The 16,721-nt window shown below is 64.3% G+C and carries 12 protein-coding genes and 1 pseudogene; 9 read left to right on the top strand and 4 right to left on the bottom strand.

Annotated elements, in window-relative coordinates:
- The 4 genes and pseudogenes from NTD81_RS10715 to NTD81_RS10700 form a co-directional block, all read right to left on the bottom strand.
- A pseudogene (locus NTD81_RS10715) lies at nucleotides 1–297 on the bottom strand (acetaldehyde dehydrogenase (acetylating)); the annotation flags it as partial.
- 27 nt (nucleotides 298–324) lie between these two features.
- Nucleotides 325–1,116: a fumarylacetoacetate hydrolase family protein gene (locus NTD81_RS10710; RefSeq protein ID WP_262182282.1), complete on the bottom strand. Its 792-nt coding sequence runs from the start codon at nucleotides 1,114–1,116 to the stop codon at nucleotides 325–327.
- A 77-nt stretch (nucleotides 1,117–1,193) separates the two neighbouring features.
- Nucleotides 1,194–1,967, bottom strand: coding sequence for a glucose 1-dehydrogenase (locus NTD81_RS10705; protein ID WP_262182281.1), 774 nt, complete (start codon nucleotides 1,965–1,967; stop codon nucleotides 1,194–1,196).
- 18 nt (nucleotides 1,968–1,985) lie between these two features.
- The gene (locus NTD81_RS10700; RefSeq protein WP_262182289.1) at nucleotides 1,986–2,963 is read right to left on the bottom strand and encodes a flavin reductase family protein; all 978 of its coding nucleotides are present in this window, start codon (nucleotides 2,961–2,963) and stop codon (nucleotides 1,986–1,988) included.
- A gap of 294 nt (nucleotides 2,964–3,257) precedes the next feature.
- On the opposite strand from NTD81_RS10700, the gene NTD81_RS10695 reads away from it, so the two are divergent.
- The 9 genes from NTD81_RS10695 to NTD81_RS10655 all read left to right on the top strand — a co-directional run bounded on the left by NTD81_RS10695 (nucleotide 3,258) and on the right by NTD81_RS10655 (nucleotide 16,717).
- The gene (locus NTD81_RS10695) at nucleotides 3,258–4,910 is read left to right on the top strand and encodes a methyl-accepting chemotaxis protein (RefSeq protein ID WP_262182278.1); all 1,653 of its coding nucleotides are present in this window, start codon (nucleotides 3,258–3,260) and stop codon (nucleotides 4,908–4,910) included.
- 113 nt (nucleotides 4,911–5,023) lie between these two features.
- Nucleotides 5,024–6,211 carry an acyl-CoA dehydrogenase family protein gene (locus tag NTD81_RS10690; RefSeq protein ID WP_262182277.1) on the top strand — a complete coding sequence of 396 codons (1,188 nt, stop codon included), beginning with the start codon at nucleotides 5,024–5,026 and terminating at the stop codon, nucleotides 6,209–6,211.
- A 91-nt stretch (nucleotides 6,212–6,302) separates the two neighbouring features.
- Entirely contained in the window at nucleotides 6,303–8,012 is a 1,710-nt protein-coding gene (locus NTD81_RS10685; RefSeq protein WP_262182276.1) for an FAD-binding protein, read from the top strand.
- Between the two features lie 10 nt (nucleotides 8,013–8,022).
- A complete protein-coding gene (locus NTD81_RS10680) occupies nucleotides 8,023–9,717 on the top strand; it encodes an FAD-binding protein (RefSeq protein ID WP_262182275.1) in 1,695 nt (564 codons plus the stop codon).
- A 19-nt stretch (nucleotides 9,718–9,736) separates the two neighbouring features.
- Nucleotides 9,737–10,759, top strand: coding sequence for a ferredoxin--NADP reductase (locus NTD81_RS10675; protein WP_262182273.1), 1,023 nt, complete (start codon nucleotides 9,737–9,739; stop codon nucleotides 10,757–10,759).
- Nucleotides 10,760–10,853: 94 nt separating this feature from the next.
- Entirely contained in the window at nucleotides 10,854–12,401 is a 1,548-nt protein-coding gene (locus NTD81_RS10670) for a FadD3 family acyl-CoA ligase (RefSeq protein WP_410017144.1), read from the top strand.
- Between the two features lie 174 nt (nucleotides 12,402–12,575).
- On the top strand, nucleotides 12,576–14,183 hold the full coding sequence (locus tag NTD81_RS10665; protein ID WP_262182270.1) for a DUF1302 domain-containing protein: 1,608 nt from the start codon (nucleotides 12,576–12,578) through the stop codon (nucleotides 14,181–14,183).
- A 43-nt stretch (nucleotides 14,184–14,226) separates the two neighbouring features.
- Nucleotides 14,227–15,402, top strand: coding sequence for a helix-turn-helix transcriptional regulator (locus NTD81_RS10660; RefSeq protein ID WP_262182269.1), 1,176 nt, complete (start codon nucleotides 14,227–14,229; stop codon nucleotides 15,400–15,402).
- 79 nt (nucleotides 15,403–15,481) lie between these two features.
- Complete coding sequence (locus NTD81_RS10655) at nucleotides 15,482–16,717, top strand: NADH:flavin oxidoreductase (RefSeq protein WP_262182268.1); 1,236 nt, start codon at nucleotides 15,482–15,484, stop codon at nucleotides 16,715–16,717.
- Nucleotides 16,718–16,721: the final 4 nt, after the last annotated feature.

Genomic DNA, 16,721 nt, shown 5'->3' with positions numbered 1-16,721 from the left:
ATCGATCATCAGCACACCCAGCTCATTGAGCTTGCGGCTGTTCTCGGCATGCACGTAAGCGCTGGTGGCATCGAAGGCGATGCGGATTTCATCGGCTTTAATGTGGGCGAGCAGGCCGTCGACACCGTCGCTGGTGGTTTTCAGGCCCATTTCGCGGGCGCGGGTCAGGCCTTCGGAAGTGGGGTCGATGCCGACCATCCATACCGGCTCCAGCACCGGGCTGCGCTTCAGTTTGTACAGCAGATCGGTGCCGATGTTGCCCGGCCCAATCAGGGCGCATTTGATCTTCTTGCTCATGGTCTACTCCTGATAGTGGCGCGCCGGTCAGTCGACGAAGCGCAAGCTGGATTCGCCCAGGCCGCTAAGGCTCAGGCTGATTTCGTCACCGGGGCTGACCGGAACCAGTGGAGCCAGGGCGCCGGAAAGAATGATTTCGCCCTTGCGAAAGGGAATGCCGAATTCGCCCAGGGTGTTGGCCAGCCAGGCCACTGCGGCGCAGGGGTGGCCCTGTACTGCACTGCCAAAGCCGTGGCCGGCCGCCTGGCCGTTTTTCAGCATCTGCAGTTCTACTGCGGCCAGATCCAGTGCGCGTGGGTCAATGCGTTGGTTGCCCAGGGCGAACACGCCGCAGGAGGCGTTGTCGGCCACGGTGTCCTGGATGCGGATCTGCCAGTCGTGGATGCGCGAGTCGACGATCTCGAAGCAGGGGGTGACGAACTCGGTGGCATCCAGCACATCGGCGGCGGTGATGCCCGGGCCGGTCAGGTCTGCGCCGAGGATGAAGGCAATCTCGCCTTCGGCACGCGGCTGGATCAAGCCGTGGGCGGAGCAGCTGACCTCGCAGCCGTCGGCGACCTGCATGCGGTCGGTGAGAAAACCGAAGTCCGGCTGATGCACATTGAGCATCTCCTGCACCACTTTGCTGGTGACACCAATCTTCTTGCCGATAACGCGCTCGCCCAGCTGCAGGCGGCGTTCCAGGAAGCGCAGCGAGATACGGTAGGCGTCCTCCAGCTGGATCTGCGGATGTCGTTCGCTGAGCGGGGCAATGGTCTGGCGCCCCTTGAGGGCTTGGAACAGCTCGTCACCGAGCGCTTCGATCAGGTGTGCGTCCATAGGGCAGGATCGCTCCGTGGTAGTGAATAAAAAGGCCAGACCTCCACTCGGGATAAGGCCTGGCAAGTAGGGGATAGTTAGTCGAGCCAAACGCTAGACTCGGCGCCTCCATCTATCTCGAGAACCTTGCCGGTGACCCAGCTCGATGCCGGGCTGGCCAGGAATAGCGCTGCGTCGGCGATGTCTTGCGGCGTACCCAGGCGCTTGAGCGGCGTGGCGCGCTCCATGACCTGGCGCATGTCGCTGCTCATCACTTGGTGCAGGGCGTCAGTCAGGACCGGGCCTGGCGCCACCGCGTTGACTCGCACCTGGGGCGCGAAGTCCTGGGCGAGCAGGCGGGTCAGCTGATTGAGCGCGGCCTTGGCCGAGCCGTAGGCGCTGAAGTGGCGTTGGGCGTAGCGTGCGGCGACCGAGCTGATGTTGAGAATGTTGCCACCGCCGCTCTCACGCATGGCGGGCACGCACAGCTGGCTGAGGGCATAGGTGCTGACGACATTGAAGTCGAGCATCTGCAGCAGCTCTTGCGCGCTCAGCTGCAAGGGATCGTTGGGGCCGCCACCGCCGGCGTTGTTGACCAGGTGGGTGAGGCGGCCGAAATGCTGCAGGCTCTGTTCGACCAAAGCGCGGCGCTGGGCGTCGTCGCTGACATCGCAGGGCACGGCCAGGGCGCGTTGGCCGAGGCCTTCGATCTCGCTCACAAGACTGTGCAGGTCGGCGCGGGTACGGGCGCTGCAGACCACATCGGCACCCGCTTCGGCATAGCACAGGGCAATAGCTCGACCTATGCCGCGCCCTGCACCGGTGACGATGGCGACGCTACCCTTGAGGCTGAAACGCTGGGCGAGGCTCATGTCTGCCGGCTCCTGGTCTTAACGCGGGCCCCAAAGATCGGGCAGACCACAGTCAGTGGCGGCGATCAGGCGCTTGAGCAGTACCTTGAGAGCCTGTGCATCGTTGCTACCCAGGCGCATGGAGACTTCTTCCTCGACCGCCTTGGCCAGGGCGATTTCCTCCAGCGAGGTTTCCCGGCCTGCTGCGGTGAGCACATAACGGGTGACACCTGCCTGGATTTCTCGTGCGACGAGGCCCTGGCGTTCGAGAAACAGCAGGGTGCTCGGTTGCGCGTTCTTGCCGGTATAGCCAACAAAGGTATTGAGCTCTTCCAGCGTCAGGGCATCGCGGATGCACAGTACCGACAGCAAGAAGAAGGCGTGATCGTCGAGCTGCTGTGAGTGCAACTGGCGGCGCAAGGCGTGCAGCATCTGGTAGTGGGAGCGGCCGAGCAGGTAGCCGAGCAGGTCCTCGGTGTAGCTGCACTCTGGCGGCGGGGTGCTGCCCAGGCGCAGCTCCTCGCGCGGCTTGCGTGTGGCCAGGGCGTACTGGCCGCTCTGGAAGGCCAGCGGGGCGCGCTCGCTGTGATCGAAGGCGAGCACTTCGCCGACGAAGATCACATGGTCGCCGCCTTCATACTGGAAGGCCGTGCGGCACTGGAAGCGGGCGGTGCAATCTTGCAGTAGCGGTGCGTTGCTTACCCCATCATCCAGCTCGATACCCGCGAACTTGTCCTCGCCCTGGCGGGCAAAACGTCCGGACAGGCTCTCCTGCTCGGTTGACAGCACATGAACATTCCAGTGTTTGGAGTGGCTGAAGGTCGGCAGGCTGCGTGCGTTCTTGGCCAGGCTCCAGAGCACCATCGGCGGGTTGAGGGATACCGAGTTGAAGCTGTTGGCGGTGATGCCGACCGCTTCTCCGTCTTCGCCACGACTGGTGATGATGGTCACACCTGTCGTGAAGGTGCCCAGAGCGGTACGGAAGGCTTGGGGGTCGAAGCTGAGGTTTGCGGTCATGGCAGGCCCGTTGAGCTGGGATTTGGTGATCGCAGTATCGGCAGACATGCTGACTCCAACATCGTCTCAACGGACTAACGCTGGCGTGGCAGGGTGTCGTCCGTTTGGACGAGGTAATCCCCGGTCTGTGGATGCAACGTGCCGAGCTGGGTGATAGGCCTGAGCAAGAGCTTGCCTCCTGTCCATACCCCTTATACCGGCCTTTTCGCAGGCAGGTTTTTTCAATGGCGCCCATGGCTCGGAATGAGCGTTTTCGCGCATGCCCGCGTCTGGTGCCGAGTGGAGCAGCCGTCGATGTCCAGAACAATAACAATCGCTCAACGCCTGTGGTTTTGGGCTGCGTTGGCCAGTGGGCTTTTCTTCGCTGCTGTCGCTCTGGGGTGGTATGGCCTGGACCAGGCGCGCAATAGCCTGCGCCTGGTGCACGATGAGCGTTTGGCGGCTATTCAGGAGTTCAACGAGGTGCGTGACCGCCTGGATGACAATCTCCGCCTGACGCTGCTGGCCTTCCAGTACGACCCCGCCGGTACTCTGGTGGTGGCCCATGACCGGCCCATCGTCGGTCATCTGGATGCGATCAAAGCCAATGATGAACAGATCGAGATGGCCTGGACGCAGCGCATCAAGCCTCGCCTGGCGGAAGCCGATCAGGAGCAGGGCAGGCTCTTCGAGGAAAATTACAAGGAGTGGCAGATCGAGCTGGAGAGTGTCACCGCTTCCCTGCGCCTGGGGGATTTCCGTACCGAAAGCATGCTGAGCTTCCTGACCGCCGGGATGCCTTTTGCCGAGCAGGCCATGCAGGCGCTGCAGGAGCTGCAGAAGAATCAGGCGCAACTGACGGCGCAGGAGTACGGCGATGCAGAACGGCGCTACCGCCTGAGCCTGATTGCCTATCTAGCACTGGCAGTGCTGGGGGTGTTCGCGGGCAGCGTTACTGCGCTGACCACCCTGCGTCGTCTTCGGCGAGCGTTCGCGGTGGCCGGCGACAGTTTGCAGGCAATCGCGGCGGGTAATCTTTCGCGGTCGATACCGCAGGCGGGCAACGACGAGTTCGGGCGCATGCTGAGCGACATGGCGGGCATGCGCGAAAGCCTCAACGCAATGATTGGCGCGCTGCGTGGACAGGTGCAGCGTCTCGGGGTGGAGGCGCGGCAGATGGCCGAGGCCGCCAGCGGGGCTTCGGTGGCCACCGAACAGCAGGCGGCGGCAGTGAGCAGCATGTCGGCGGCGGTGACGCAGCTGTCGCATTCGATCAGCGAAGTCGAGGGGCATGCCGAGGCCTCGCGGCGCATCACCGAAGATTCCGCCGGGCGCTCGGGTGAAAGCGAGGGCTTCATTCGCGACATGGCCGGCGAGATGCGGCGAATTGCCGAGGTTGTGACGGACACCGCGAGCTATATCCGCGAGCTGGAGACTTACTCCGCCGACATCAATGGCGTGTTGGGGGTGATCAAGGCGGTAGCCGAGCAAACCAACCTGCTGGCGCTCAATGCCGCTATCGAGGCGGCGCGGGCGGGTGAGCAGGGGCGTGGTTTTGCTGTGGTGGCCGATGAGGTGCGCATGCTGGCTCAGCGTACCGGGCGCTCCATAGCCGATGTCGGTGCAACTGTTGAGCGTATCCAGGGTGGCACGCGGGAGGTGGTCTCGCGTATGGAGCAGGCGGTGCAGTGTGTGCAGGAAGGTTCCAGGCTGGCGGAGCAGGCCGGGGCTTCGATTGCGCAGATCCGCCAGGGGACTGAGCAAGTCATACGCGCAGTGGACGACATCAGCGGCGTGTTGCGTGCCCAGGTTGAAGCTACCCGCGAGATTGCCGAGCAGGTCGAGGGGGTTTCGGCAGGCACCAGCGAGCTGTCGCAAGGCGCCGGAAGAAGCGCCGAGGCCGCTGCTGGCCTGGAGAGTCTGGCGGCGGAGCTGGATCAGCTGTCGGCGCGCTTCACCACTGCCTGAGTTAATGCACTGGGCTGTCTGACTAGTCCGGTTTGACGATGATCATCTGCTTGCAGCAACCGAATATCTCTCCATGTCCGCGCAACCGCGCAATAACAAGAGAGAGTCGACGGATGACTGGCATGCGAGAAAAAACGCCCCAAGAGATCGAACTGATCGAACGCGCCCGCAACTTGGTACCCACGCTCAAAGCACGCGCCGCACAGGCAGAGCGTGACTTCAAGGTGCCGGTCGAAACCATTGCGCAAATGCAGGAACTCGGCCTGTTCCGCGCGTTGCAGCCGAAAGCCTTTGGCGGCTACGAAATCGACCTGCGGGCCTTCTTCGAGATCCAGATGACTCTCGCCGAAGGCTGCATGTCTACCGCCTGGATCTATGGTGTGATTGGTGTGCACCCGTGGCAGTTGGCGCGCTACCCGATTGAAGCCCAGCGCGACGTGTGGGGGCAGGACAGCAGTACGCTGATCTCCTCGACCTATATGCCGGTGGCCAAGGTTACGCCGGTCGAAGGCGGCTACCGCATCAGCGGTCGCTGGGGTTTCTCCAGCGGCAGCGAGCACTGCGAGTGGTGTCTGCTGGGCGGTATTCTGCCGCCGGCAGACGATATGCCGGCTGAGCACGGTACCTTCCTGCTGCCCAAGAGCGATTACCGCATCGAGCACAACTGGGATGTACTGGGCCTGCGTGGCACCGGCAGCCACGATATCGTGGTCGAAGATGCGTTCGTTCCGGCGCATCGCGTGCAGCGCACCAATAACTGGACCATCGAGGCAACCCCGGGCCGCCTGATCAACAGCAACCCGATCTATGCGATTCCTTTTGCCCAGGTCTTCGCGCGTGCGGTGTCCACTTCGGCGATCGGTGCGTTGCAGGGGGCGATCAACGAGTACTGCGCCAACGCCGCGCAGCACATTGGCAAGCACGGCGCCAAGACCGCCGAAGACCCGATGGCGCAGACCGCGGTGGCCGATGCGCTGAACACCGTGGACAGCCTCAAGCTGGTGCTGATGCGCAACTACGCGCAACTGATGAAGCTGGCTGAGGCCGGTGAGTATCCGGACGTCGAGATGCGTCTGCAGTACCGCTATCAGTCTTCCTATGTCACCAACATCTGTGCCGAGAAGGCCAGCGAGCTGCTGCGCAACATGGCCGCTTCGGGGCTGTACAACAGCAATCCGGTGGCGCGCATCTTCCGCGACCTGCACCAGGCGCGCGGGCACATCGCCAACAACTACATGGCCTATGGCCGTAGCTATGGCGCGGTGAAGTTGGGCCTGCCCAACCCCGATCCCTTCGTGTGATCGGCCCGGGGCGAGCGCTGTTGTGCTCGCCTTGCTGTAATGCGGCAGCAGTGGCTGCCGATGTTTTCCCTTCGGCTCAGGCATAACAACAATGACAGCTCAAGCTCAAGATCAGTCCATCTATGACGTAGTCGTCGTGGGGTCCGGTGCGGGTGCCATGACCGCAGCGCTCTTCGCTGCCGACCGTGGTCTTTCCGTCCTGGTTCTGGAGAAGAGCCAGCAGTTTGGTGGCACTTCGGCCATCTCTGGTGGCGGCATCTGGATTCCCAATAATCACCACTTCATCGCCAAGGGCGGTAACGACAGCCCGGAAAAGGCCTGGACCTACCTCAAGGCGGCGGTGGGTGACCGAGTCGACGAAAAGCGTCTGCGCACCTACCTGGAGCAGGCGCCGCAGATGGTGAGTGAGCTGGAAGCCTGCAGCCGCGTGCGTTTTGCCGTGGCCGAGAAATACCCGGATTACTACCCGCACCTGCCGGGGTCGTTGCCGGGTGGCCGCTCGCTGGATCCGGAAATCTTCGATGCCAGCGTGCTCGAAGAAGAATTCGCCAACATGCGCCCGGCCTCGGCCACCACGCTGCTGATGGGCAAGATCGCCTGGACCGCGCGCCAGGCGCACAGGGCCATGTCGCGCAGCTTCGGCTGGCGCCTGATGCTGCTGGGGCTGATGCTGCGCTACAAGCTCGACTTCAAATGGCGGCGCAAGAGCGAGCTGGATCGCCGCACGGCACTAGGCGCCTCGCTGGTGGCCTCGCTGCGTCGCTCGCTGATGGATCGCAATGTGCCGCTGTGGCTGGGCAGTGATTTTCGCGAGCTGCAGGTCGAAGCGGGGCGTGTCAGCGGGGTCAAGGTGCTGCGTGACGGTCGCGAGCTGCTGATCGGCGCGCGCCTCGGGGTGATTCTCGGCAGCGGCGGCTTCGAACAGAACCAGGAGCTGCGTGATCGTTACCTGCCCAAGCCGAGCCGTCGCGAGTGGAGCGCCACGCCGCCGGACAACAACACTGGCGCCGCGCTGCTGGCGGCGCAGGCGCATGGCGCCGCCACCGACCTGATGGACTGGGGCTGGTGGGCGCCGACCATCGCCGTTCCGGGTGAGGAGAAGCCCCGGCCGATCTTCGCCGAGCGTGCCTTCCCGGGGCCTATCGTGGTCAACCAACAGGGCAAGCGCTTCGTCAACGAAGCGGCGCCTTACCTGGAATTCGTCGATGCGATGTACCGCGACAACCAGGGCAAGAGCCCCGAGCAGCTGTCGGCCTGGGTGATCTTCGACGCGCACTTCCGCTTCCACTATGCAATGGGCCCGTTGATGCCGGCGCAGATCATTGCCGACAGCCGCCTGCCGGAGCAGTGGCTCAATAGCCTGTACTTCAAGGCCGATACGCTGGAGCAGCTGGCCGATCAGATCGGCGTGGATGCCGCCGGCCTGCAGGCCAGCGTGGAGCGGTCCAACGGCTTTGCCCGCAGCGGCGAGGATCTCGACTTCGGCCGTGGCGGGAACGTCTTCGACCGCTACTACGGTGATGTCAACGTCAAGCCCAATCCCTGCCTGGCGCCACTGGCCAAGGCGCCGTTCTATGCCATGCGCATCGATGCCGGCGACATCGGTACCAAGGGTGGTCTGCTGACTAACGAGCATGCCCAGGTGCTGCATGAGAACGGCCAGCCGATCAGCGGCCTATACGCCATCGGCAACACCTCTGCCTCGGTCCTGGGTACTACCTATCCGGGCGCCGGAGGCACCCTCGGTCCGGCCATGACCTTTGGCTATGTCGCCGCCTGCCATCTGGCTGCGCAGCGCTGAGGAGAGGGTGATGAGCAAGCTTGAGCCGAGCAGCGTCACGGAGATTCTGCAGCCGCTGTATATCGACAGCGCCGACACCCACGAGTGGAACGAGCAGTGCGATCTGCTGGTGGTGGGTTGGGGCGCGGCCGGTGCCTGCGCTGCCCTGGAGGCCCATGCCCAGGGGGTGGAGGTACTGATCGCCGACCGTTTTTGTGGCGGCGGTGCCAGCGTCAAGAGCGGCGGCGTCGTGTATGCCGGCGGTGGCACCCGCCAGCAGGTGGCGGCCGGTTTCCGCGACACGCCGCAGGCGATGTTCGAATACCTGCGGCACGAAACCGCCGGCGTGGTCAGCGACGTCACGCTCAAGCGCTTCTGCGACGAAAGCGTGAGCAACCTGCAGTGGCTGGAGAGCCATGGCGCCGAATACGGTTACAGCATGCCGCCTGGCGGCGGCAAGACTTCCTATCCGGCCGACGGCTACTACCTGTACTACTCGGGCAACGAGATGGTTCCGGCCTACGCCGGTGATCAGCCGCCGGCGCCACGCGGACACCGCACCGTGGCCAAGGGGCAGAGCGGCAAGGTGCTCTATGGCCATCTGCAACAGGCCTGCTATCGCGCTGGCATGCGTGCGCGGCTGCAGTCGAGTGTCAGACGTCTGGTGCTGGATAGCTCGGGCAAGGTGGTGGGGGCCGAGCTGTGGCGTTTGCCGGAGAACAGCGACGTGGCGCGCAAGCACGCCAAGCTGGCGGCCAAGGCCGAGAGCCTGCAGAACTTCCGCCCCGCGTATTGCGACAAGCTGCGCGCGCAACTCAGCCGGCTCGAGCGCGAGCATGCCCGGCCCTGGCTGGTCCGTGCCCGGCAGGGGGTGCTGCTGAGCACCGGCGGCTTCATCTTCAACCCGCAGATGGTGCGTGAGCACGGTGCCAAGTACCTGCGCAACTTCAGGCTCGGCGCCACCGGCTGCGATGGCTCGGCGGTGCGCCTGGGGGCCACGGTCGGGGCGGCCAGCGACAAGCTCGGGCAGGTGTCTGCCTGGCGCTTTCTCAACCCGCCGCAGTGCTGGCCCAAGGGCATCGTGGTCAACCAGCAGGGCCGGCGCTTCTGCAATGAAGAAGTCTATGGCGCGACACTCGGCGCGCCTTTGTGCGAGGAGCACGGCGGCAACGGCTGGCTGATTCTTGACCGCCGCCTGCGCCGCCAGGCGCTGTGGGAGACGCTGCGCGGCGGTTACTGGTGGTTCCAGACCGTCCCGGCGTTGCTGCTGATGCTGCAGGCACGTAAAGGCAAGACACCGGCGCAACTGGCCGAGGTCACCGGCATGGACCCTGCCGAGCTGGAGGGTGCGCTGGCGCGTTACAACGCCGCGGCGCGGGGCCTGGCCGAGGATGAGACCGGCAAGTCGGCCTACAGCCGCCAGGTGCTCGACCAGGGACCGTTTTATGCCTGCGACATTTCCGCCGGCAACCCTGCCTATCCCATGAGCGGACTGACGCTGGGCGGCCTGTGCGTGGATGAAGACAGCGGTGCGGTGCTGAACGGCGAGGGGCGGCCGATCGCCGGCCTGTATGCCGCCGGCCGTGCGGCTGTGGGGGTGGCGTCGCATCTCTATGTCAGCGGTCTGTCGCTGGCGGATTGCGTGTTTTCCGGTCGCCGGGCAGCGCGCGCGGTGGCGCAGCTGAAACAGGCCTCGGGCGAGAAGCGGGCCTGGGCGAAGTCATGAGTTGGATGAGTATCGAATTATGAGTAACTACATGATCCTGCGTGTGGCGCGGGTGGTCGAGGAAACACTCGACTCCCGCTCCCTGGTTTTCGATGTACCGGCTGAGCTGGCCGGGGACTTTCGTTATCAGCCGGGGCAGTTCCTGACCCTGCGCGTGCCTTATGGCGAGGACTGGCTGCCACGCTGCTACTCGCTGTCGAGTACGCCGCTGCTCGACGAGCCCTTGCGCGTGACCATCAAGCGCGTGGCCGATGGGCGTGCTTCGAATTGGCTCTGTGACCAGCTCAAGGCTGGCGATGAACTGCAGGTGATGCGCCCGGCCGGGGTCTTCGTGCCGCGTAACCTGAATGGCGATTTGCTGCTGTTCGGCGGCGGCAGCGGGGTCACTCCGGTGCTGTCGATCCTGCGTTCGGCGCTGCTCGCCGGGCAGGGGCGCATTCTGCTGATCTACGCCAACCGCGATCAGGATTCGGTGATCTTCAAGGAGGAGCTCAAGGCCTTGGCCAGCGCTCACCCTTCGCGCTTGCAGGTGGTGCACTGGCTGGACGCGGTGCAGGGCATTCCGCAGGTCGAGCAACTGACCGAGCTGGCCCGCCCCTTCGCCCATGCCGAGGCATTCATCTGCGGCCCCGGTCCGTTCATGGACGCCGCGGTCAGGGCGCTGCAAGCGCTGGAGATGGCCAAGGCGCGCATTCACGTCGAGCGTTTCGTGTCGCTGCCGGGCGAGGGCGAAGAGCTGCCGGTGGCCGCCAGCGACGCAGCCGTAAGCGCGCAGGTGACCGTGGATCTCGACGGCGCGCGACATGAGCTGGATTGCCAGAGCGGCGAGACCCTGCTGCAGGCCATGGAGCGTGCCGGCCTCAACCCGCCCAATGCCTGTCGCGTCGGTGGCTGTGCCTCCTGCATGTGCACCCTGGAGCAAGGCAGCGCGCAACTGCTGATCAACGATGCGCTGGATGCCGATGAGCTGGCCGAGGGCTGGATTCTCTGCTGCCAGGCGGTACCGACCAGCGCTGCGCTGCATATCCGCTTTCCCGAATGACTCGTCAGATGAGCCTGTAGCAATGACCCAGACCTCAATAACTCAGGCGCCTGACATGGCTCCTGCCGGCGCTGCGGCGCTCTCGATTCCTGCCATGTTGTTTGAGGCCGCGCGCCTGCATGGCGGCCGCTCCGCCATCGAGGAAGACGGTGTGGTCACCGACTACGCCGAGCTGCCTGGCCAGGTCCTGGAAGTTTCACGGGGATTGCTCGCCATGGGCATCGAACCGGGTGACAGGGTGGCCGTGTGGGCACCGAACTGCCGCAACTGGATCATCGCCGCCCTCGGCATCCACTGTGCCGGGGCGGTGCTGGTGCCGGTCAACACGCGCATGAAGGGCCCGGAGGCGGCGGATATTCTCGAGCGCAGCGGCACCCGCGTGCTGTTCGTTCAGGGCGATTTTCTTGGCGTCGATTACCCCGCCCTGCTGATGCCTTATCGGCCGCAGAGTCTGGAGTGCCTGGTGGTCTTCGGCAGCCAGGCGCAGGCGGCAGCGGGCACCCTGGGCTGGAGCGATTTTCTCGCCAGGGGGCTCCAGGTTGATGAAGTCAGGGCTCGCCAGCGGGCCGAGTCGCTGACTCCCGAGCATCTGAGCGATCTGCTGTTCACTTCCGGCACCACCGGCAAACCCAAGGGCGTGATGAGTGCCCATGGCCAGGTGACCCGTGCCTTCCGCGAGTTCGGCAAGGTGCTTGGGCTGGTACCGGGCGATCGCTATCTGATCGTTAACCCGTTCTTCCATGCCTTCGGCTACAAGGCGGGCTGGATGACCTGCCTGCTGGCTGGCGCGACCATCCTGCCGCACCCGGTGTTCGATGCCGAGGTGGTGTTCCAGCGCATCGCCGAGGAGCGCATCAGCGTGCTGCCCGGTCCGCCCACTCTGTACCTGTCGATGCTGGCGCACCCGAAACTGGCGCAGATGGATCTGTCTTCGCTACGCGTGGCGGTCACCGGCGCATCGACCATCCCGGCCGTGTTGATCCAGCGCATGCGCGAGGAGCTGGGCTTCAGCGTGGTGACTACTGCCTATGGCCTGACCGAATGCGGTGGCCTGGCCACCATCTGTGATCCGCAAGCTGCCGCTGAACTGATCGCCGGTACGAGCGGGCTGCCGATTGCCGGCACCGAGGTGAGCATTCGCGACCCCGAAAACCGTGCCTTGGCCGCCGGCGAGACCGGCGAAATCTGTCTGCGAGGCTTCCACGTCATGCAGGGCTATTTTCAGAACCCCGAGGCCACCAGCGAAACCATCGACGCCGAGGGTTGGTTGCATACCGGCGACGTCGGCAGCCTGGACGATGCCGGCAATCTGCGCATCACCGACCGGCTCAAGGACATGTTCATCGTCGGCGGCTTCAACTGCTATCCGGCGGAGATCGAGGCCGGCCTGCTGGAGCACCCCGCGATTGCCCAGGTGGCGGTTATCGGTGTGCCGGACGAGCGCATGGGCGAGGTTGGCTGCGCCTGCGTGGTGCGGCATGTCGGGCAGGCGCTGGGTGAGTCGGAGCTGATCTCCTGGAGCCGCGAACGCATGGCCAACTACAAGGTGCCGCGTTTCGTGCGCTTCCTCGATGGGCTGCCGCTCAACCCTTCGAACAAGGTCGACAAGAACGTGCTGCGCGCCCAGGTGGCCGCAGGCTGAGGGGTGAAACAGAACCACCGGAAAGTGTGGCGGACTAGGCCAAATGGATGATGTGTCCGGGGCAGGGGCTTTCCACACTGCCAGTGTGACCAGCAAGTCTGAGCTCTTGGGGCGCCAGCCTTAGCAGCCAGGTCTGATGCTCGATTGCAATACAACAATAATAAGGAGAGGGCCATGTTTAACAAACAACTGAGATGGGGATTCGCGCCCGGTCTGCTGAGCCTCGCCGTTGCGTTGGCGAGCGGAACCGCAGTGGCGGGGCCGACCATTGAGCTGGGGGAGAGTACTACTCTGGACTCCACGCTGACCGTCAACTACACCGCCTCGATGCGTACCGGCAAGCAGGCCAATCAGTACCTGGAAAGCCTGAACAACGATGACGCGACCCGTAACTTCGACCGCGGTTCGCTGATCACCAATCGTGTCAGCCTGTTCGGTGAGCTGTTGCTCAAGCACGAGAATCTCGGTGCAGTGCTGCGCGGCAGTCACTTCTACGACGCGGTCTATAACGACAGCAACGACAACGACTCGCCGGGCACGGTGAACAAGTCTGGTGCGAACAACCACTTCGTCAGCGATACCCGTCGCGACAGCGGCAGCCGCGCTCGTCTGCTCGACGCCTACGTGTATGGCGACTTCGACGTGTTCGACGATCAGTACCTGTCGCTCAAGGCCGGTCGCCATCTGGTGGCCTGGGGCGAGAGTCTGTTCTGGCCGAACATCAGCCAGGGCCAGGCGCCGGTGGATACCACCAAGTTCAACGTTCCGGGCACCGAGGCCAAGGATGCGTATCTGCCCATCGGGCAGTTCTCCGGCATCTGGACCCTCAACGACAGTCTGGCGCTGATGGCCTACTACCAATACGAGTGGGAAGAAAGCCAGCTCAGCCCGGTAGGTGACTACTTCAACTCCAGCGATATCTTCGGCCCAGGTGCGCAGTACTTCCGTTATGCCGCTGGCAACCCCGAAGTCGCAGCCATGCGCTACACCGGCGAGGAAGAAGCCAAGGACAGCGGCCAGTGGGGTGCCGGCGTGCGCTACCGCCTGACCGAGAGCACCGAAGTGGGCCTGTTCCACACCCGTTACCACGAGCGAGTCGGCGCGCTGTTCTTCAGTTGGGGGCCGGACACCGTGTACTCCACCCTCGACGGTGCAATGTCCGACGGCACCTACAAGCTGGGCTACTTCGAGGACGTCGAGCTGACCGGTATCAGCTTCAGCTCGAAGATCGGCGACTCGGTGCAGTACGCCGGTGACCTGAGCTACCGCGATGGCTCCGCCGTGTACCTGGACAACGGCGCCCCGGCGCGTGGCCAGCTGTGGCAGGCCAACCTCAATGCCATGTACATCATGGGACCCAACTCGCTGGCGCAACAGACCAGTTTGTATGGCGAAGTGGTGCACCAATACATCGAGGGCGTGGATGACGTGGATGTCAGCGTCGGCGGCTACGCAGCCGGCAGCTACGACAAGTTCGTCTACGACGGCCAGACCCGTGGCTCGAGTCTGTTGGGTGTCGGTGCGCAGTTTGACAACCCAGGCGTGTTCAGTGGCTGGGATCTGACCAACAAGATCACCTGGCAGCAGAACATCGATGGCAGCTCGCTACAGGGGCTGGGGCGCGAAGAAAAGCGTCTGACGGTGAGTGCCGATCTCAAGTACCTGGGTAACTTCCAGGTGGGGCTGACCTATGTCGACTACCTGAGCTCGCCCAACATCGCCAAGGGTCGCACCATGGCTGACCGCGACTATGTGTCGTTCAACGCCAAGTACAGCTTCTGATGCACCGGGCGGCCGCCGCGCTCTGCTGCCGCAGGCGCAGAGCATGAGCGAAGACCACGAGGGCCACGGCCCTGGGGGTTCGCCGCCGGCGGCCGAGCCATCACAGGACTGGCTCGAGCTGGTCTACGAAGGGGTACTGGAACCTGTGCCCTGGACTCTCCTGCTCGAGCGTCTGCGCCTGCATCTGCAGGCCAATTTCGTGTCCCTGGCCATCCGCTCGCCGAGTGCCGATGATCCGGGGCAGGTGGTTTTCGCCGGCGCTGCCGTGTCTGGTACGCAGCTGGCCTACGAGCGCTCCTTCTACGCGCTCGATCCTTTTGTCGATCTGCCCAGTGACCGCGTGCTGATGCTGCACGAGTGCGTCGATGAGCAGCAATGGCTGGACAGTGCCCTGTACCGCGATTTCCTCAGTGCGCTTGATATCCGCCATGTCATGGGCGCTGACATACGGATATCGGCGGGGCAGTCGAGCCGCCTGCGTATCAGCCGGGGCAAGCAGGGCGCGCCCTTCGGTGAGTCTGAGCGGCAGTTGTGCATGGGCCTGTTGCCGCACCTCAGGCATGTCCTGCGCATCTATGCCCGTTTGGATGATCTGGAAAGCGAGCGGCGTCTGTACGCCTCGACCCTGCAATGCCTGAATATCGGCACCCTGCTGCTCGATGCGCAGGGACAGGTCCTGCAGTGCAGCGAGGTGGCGAGTCAGTTGCTGACCGGCGAGCACGGTTTACAACTGCTGGCGGGGCGCCTGCATGCTCAGGCCGGCATGGACGAGCGGCGGCTGTGGCGGGCGATCAACCATGTGCTGGAGGCACGCGCCAGTCACAGCGCCGAGCTGGTCGAGGCGGTGTCGCTGAGCTGGGCGGGCAAGGGGCTGGGCATCTTGTTGCGCGGCCTGGCGCAGAAGGAATGCTTCGAATGCGGCTTGCCGGCGGCCGTGGAGGTGATTCTGCGCGATCCGCAGCGCCAGCCGGAACCCTCCGAGATGCTGCTGCGGCAACTGTTCCTGCTCACCCCGGCCGAGGCTGCGCTGGCGGCGCAGCTGTGCCACGGGCAGAACCTCGAGCAGGCCGCGATCGATTTGGGCATCAGCCGCAACACCGCCCGGGCGCATCTGCGGGTGATCTTCTCCAAGACCGGGACGGCCCGGCAGGCCTCGCTGGTGCAGTTGCTGCTGGGCAGTGTCGCCGCCCTGCATCCGCTGGCGGCGCAAAAGACTTAGTCCCCTTGGACGATGTTGCTGGTGCGCCTGGCGGATGACGCTTGTGGCTCCCTCACAAGCACAAAAAAAAGGGCTCACCATGCACGTACCGGCTGCTGCTGATTCGACCGCTTTTCAACCTTTGACCCTGGGGCCGCTGACCTTGCGTAACCGCTTTATCAAGGCGGCGACCAACGAAGGGGCCTCGCGGGGCGGCCTGCCGACCAAGCAGATGGTGCGCCTGCATGAGTCTCTCGCCGCCGGCGGTGTCGGCATGACGACCGTGGCCTACTGCTCGGTGAGCGCCGACGGCCGCACCTTGCCCGATCAGATCGTCCTGGCCCCCGATACTCTGGTGCATCTGCGGCGGGTGGTGGAGGCGGTGCAGCGCCACGGTGCCGCCGCTTCTGCGCAGATTACTCACGGTGGCTGCTTCACCTTTCTGCCGCCGCAGCAAACAGCGCGGCCACTGTCCGCCAGCGGCGGTTTCAACAAGGTCGGCGTGATGAGCGGCATGTGGCGCAAGCAGGCCATGAGCGAAGCCGATCTGCAGCAGGTGGCGAGCGAGTTCGTGCGTGGCGCGCGCCTGGCGCGTGAGGCCGGTTTCAATGCCGTGGAGCTGCACATGGGCCATGGCTATCTGCTTAGCCAGTTCATCTCGCCGCTCTATAACAAGCGTCACGACCAATATGGCGGCAGTCTGGAAAACCGTCTGCGCTTTCCGCGCCTGGTATTGCGCCAGGTGCTCGATGCGGTGGGCAAGGACCTGGCGGTGCTGTGCAAGTACAGCATCACCGAAGGGGTGCGTGGCGGTAACAACGGTGAAGATGGCGCGGCCATCGCGCGCATGCTGGAGGCGGAGGGGGCGCACATGCTGGTGCTCAGTGCGGGGATGAATGTGGAGTCGACCAGCACCACCTTCGGCTCGACTTTCCCAAAGGAAAACCGGGTCAAGACCGGCAATGCCCTGGTCAATGCCGCCATGTTCCTGAAGAACCTGAGCGAGCCAACCATCGCATTCCGCGAGCTCTACCTGCTGGAGCAGGCGCGCCTGGTGCGGGCCGCGGTGAAGCTGCCGCTGGCCTATATCGGCGGGGTTAAGAGTCTGGATGGCATCGAGCAGTTGATGCATGAGGGTTTCGATGCGGTTGCGCTGGGGCGGGTATTGCTGGCCGAGCCAGACTATGTGAACAAGCTGCACAGCGGCACCAGTCGCGACTCGATCTGCACGGCCTGCAACCGCTGCGTGGCGATGATGTATACCCCGGGCGGCACCTCGTGCGTGCTCGGTGCGCCGGGCGATGCGCTACTCAACAGCCAGGCCGCGGCATCCTGAGGAG

This window comes from Pseudomonas sp. 5P_3.1_Bac2, assembly GCF_025465995.1.
Taxonomy (GTDB): Bacteria; Pseudomonadota; Gammaproteobacteria; order Pseudomonadales; family Pseudomonadaceae; genus Aquipseudomonas.
Note: the sequence above shows the minus strand (reverse complement) of the source record. Positions and strands in the feature narration are given on the sequence as shown.

Coding starts and splice junctions, on each gene's coding strand:
- NTD81_RS10685 (WP_262182276.1), top strand. CDS start 6,303: ATGACAGCTCAAGCTCAAGATCAGTCCATCTATGACGTAGTCGTCGTG.
- NTD81_RS10680 (WP_262182275.1), top strand. CDS start 8,023: ATGAGCAAGCTTGAGCCGAGCAGCGTCACGGAGATTCTGCAGCCGCTG.
- NTD81_RS10670 (WP_410017144.1), top strand. CDS start 10,854: ATGTTGTTTGAGGCCGCGCGCCTGCATGGCGGCCGCTCCGCCATCGAG.
- NTD81_RS10695 (WP_262182278.1), top strand. CDS start 3,258: ATGTCCAGAACAATAACAATCGCTCAACGCCTGTGGTTTTGGGCTGCG.
- NTD81_RS10705 (WP_262182281.1), bottom strand. CDS start 1,967: ATGAGCCTCGCCCAGCGTTTCAGCCTCAAGGGTAGCGTCGCCATCGTC.
- NTD81_RS10660 (WP_262182269.1), top strand. CDS start 14,227: ATGAGCGAAGACCACGAGGGCCACGGCCCTGGGGGTTCGCCGCCGGCG.
- NTD81_RS10700 (WP_262182289.1), bottom strand. CDS start 2,963: ATGACCGCAAACCTCAGCTTCGACCCCCAAGCCTTCCGTACCGCTCTG.
- NTD81_RS10675 (WP_262182273.1), top strand. CDS start 9,737: ATGAGTAACTACATGATCCTGCGTGTGGCGCGGGTGGTCGAGGAAACA.
- NTD81_RS10665 (WP_262182270.1), top strand. CDS start 12,576: ATGTTTAACAAACAACTGAGATGGGGATTCGCGCCCGGTCTGCTGAGC.
- NTD81_RS10655 (WP_262182268.1), top strand. CDS start 15,482: ATGCACGTACCGGCTGCTGCTGATTCGACCGCTTTTCAACCTTTGACC.
- NTD81_RS10690 (WP_262182277.1), top strand. CDS start 5,024: ATGACTGGCATGCGAGAAAAAACGCCCCAAGAGATCGAACTGATCGAA.
- NTD81_RS10710 (WP_262182282.1), bottom strand. CDS start 1,116: ATGGACGCACACCTGATCGAAGCGCTCGGTGACGAGCTGTTCCAAGCC.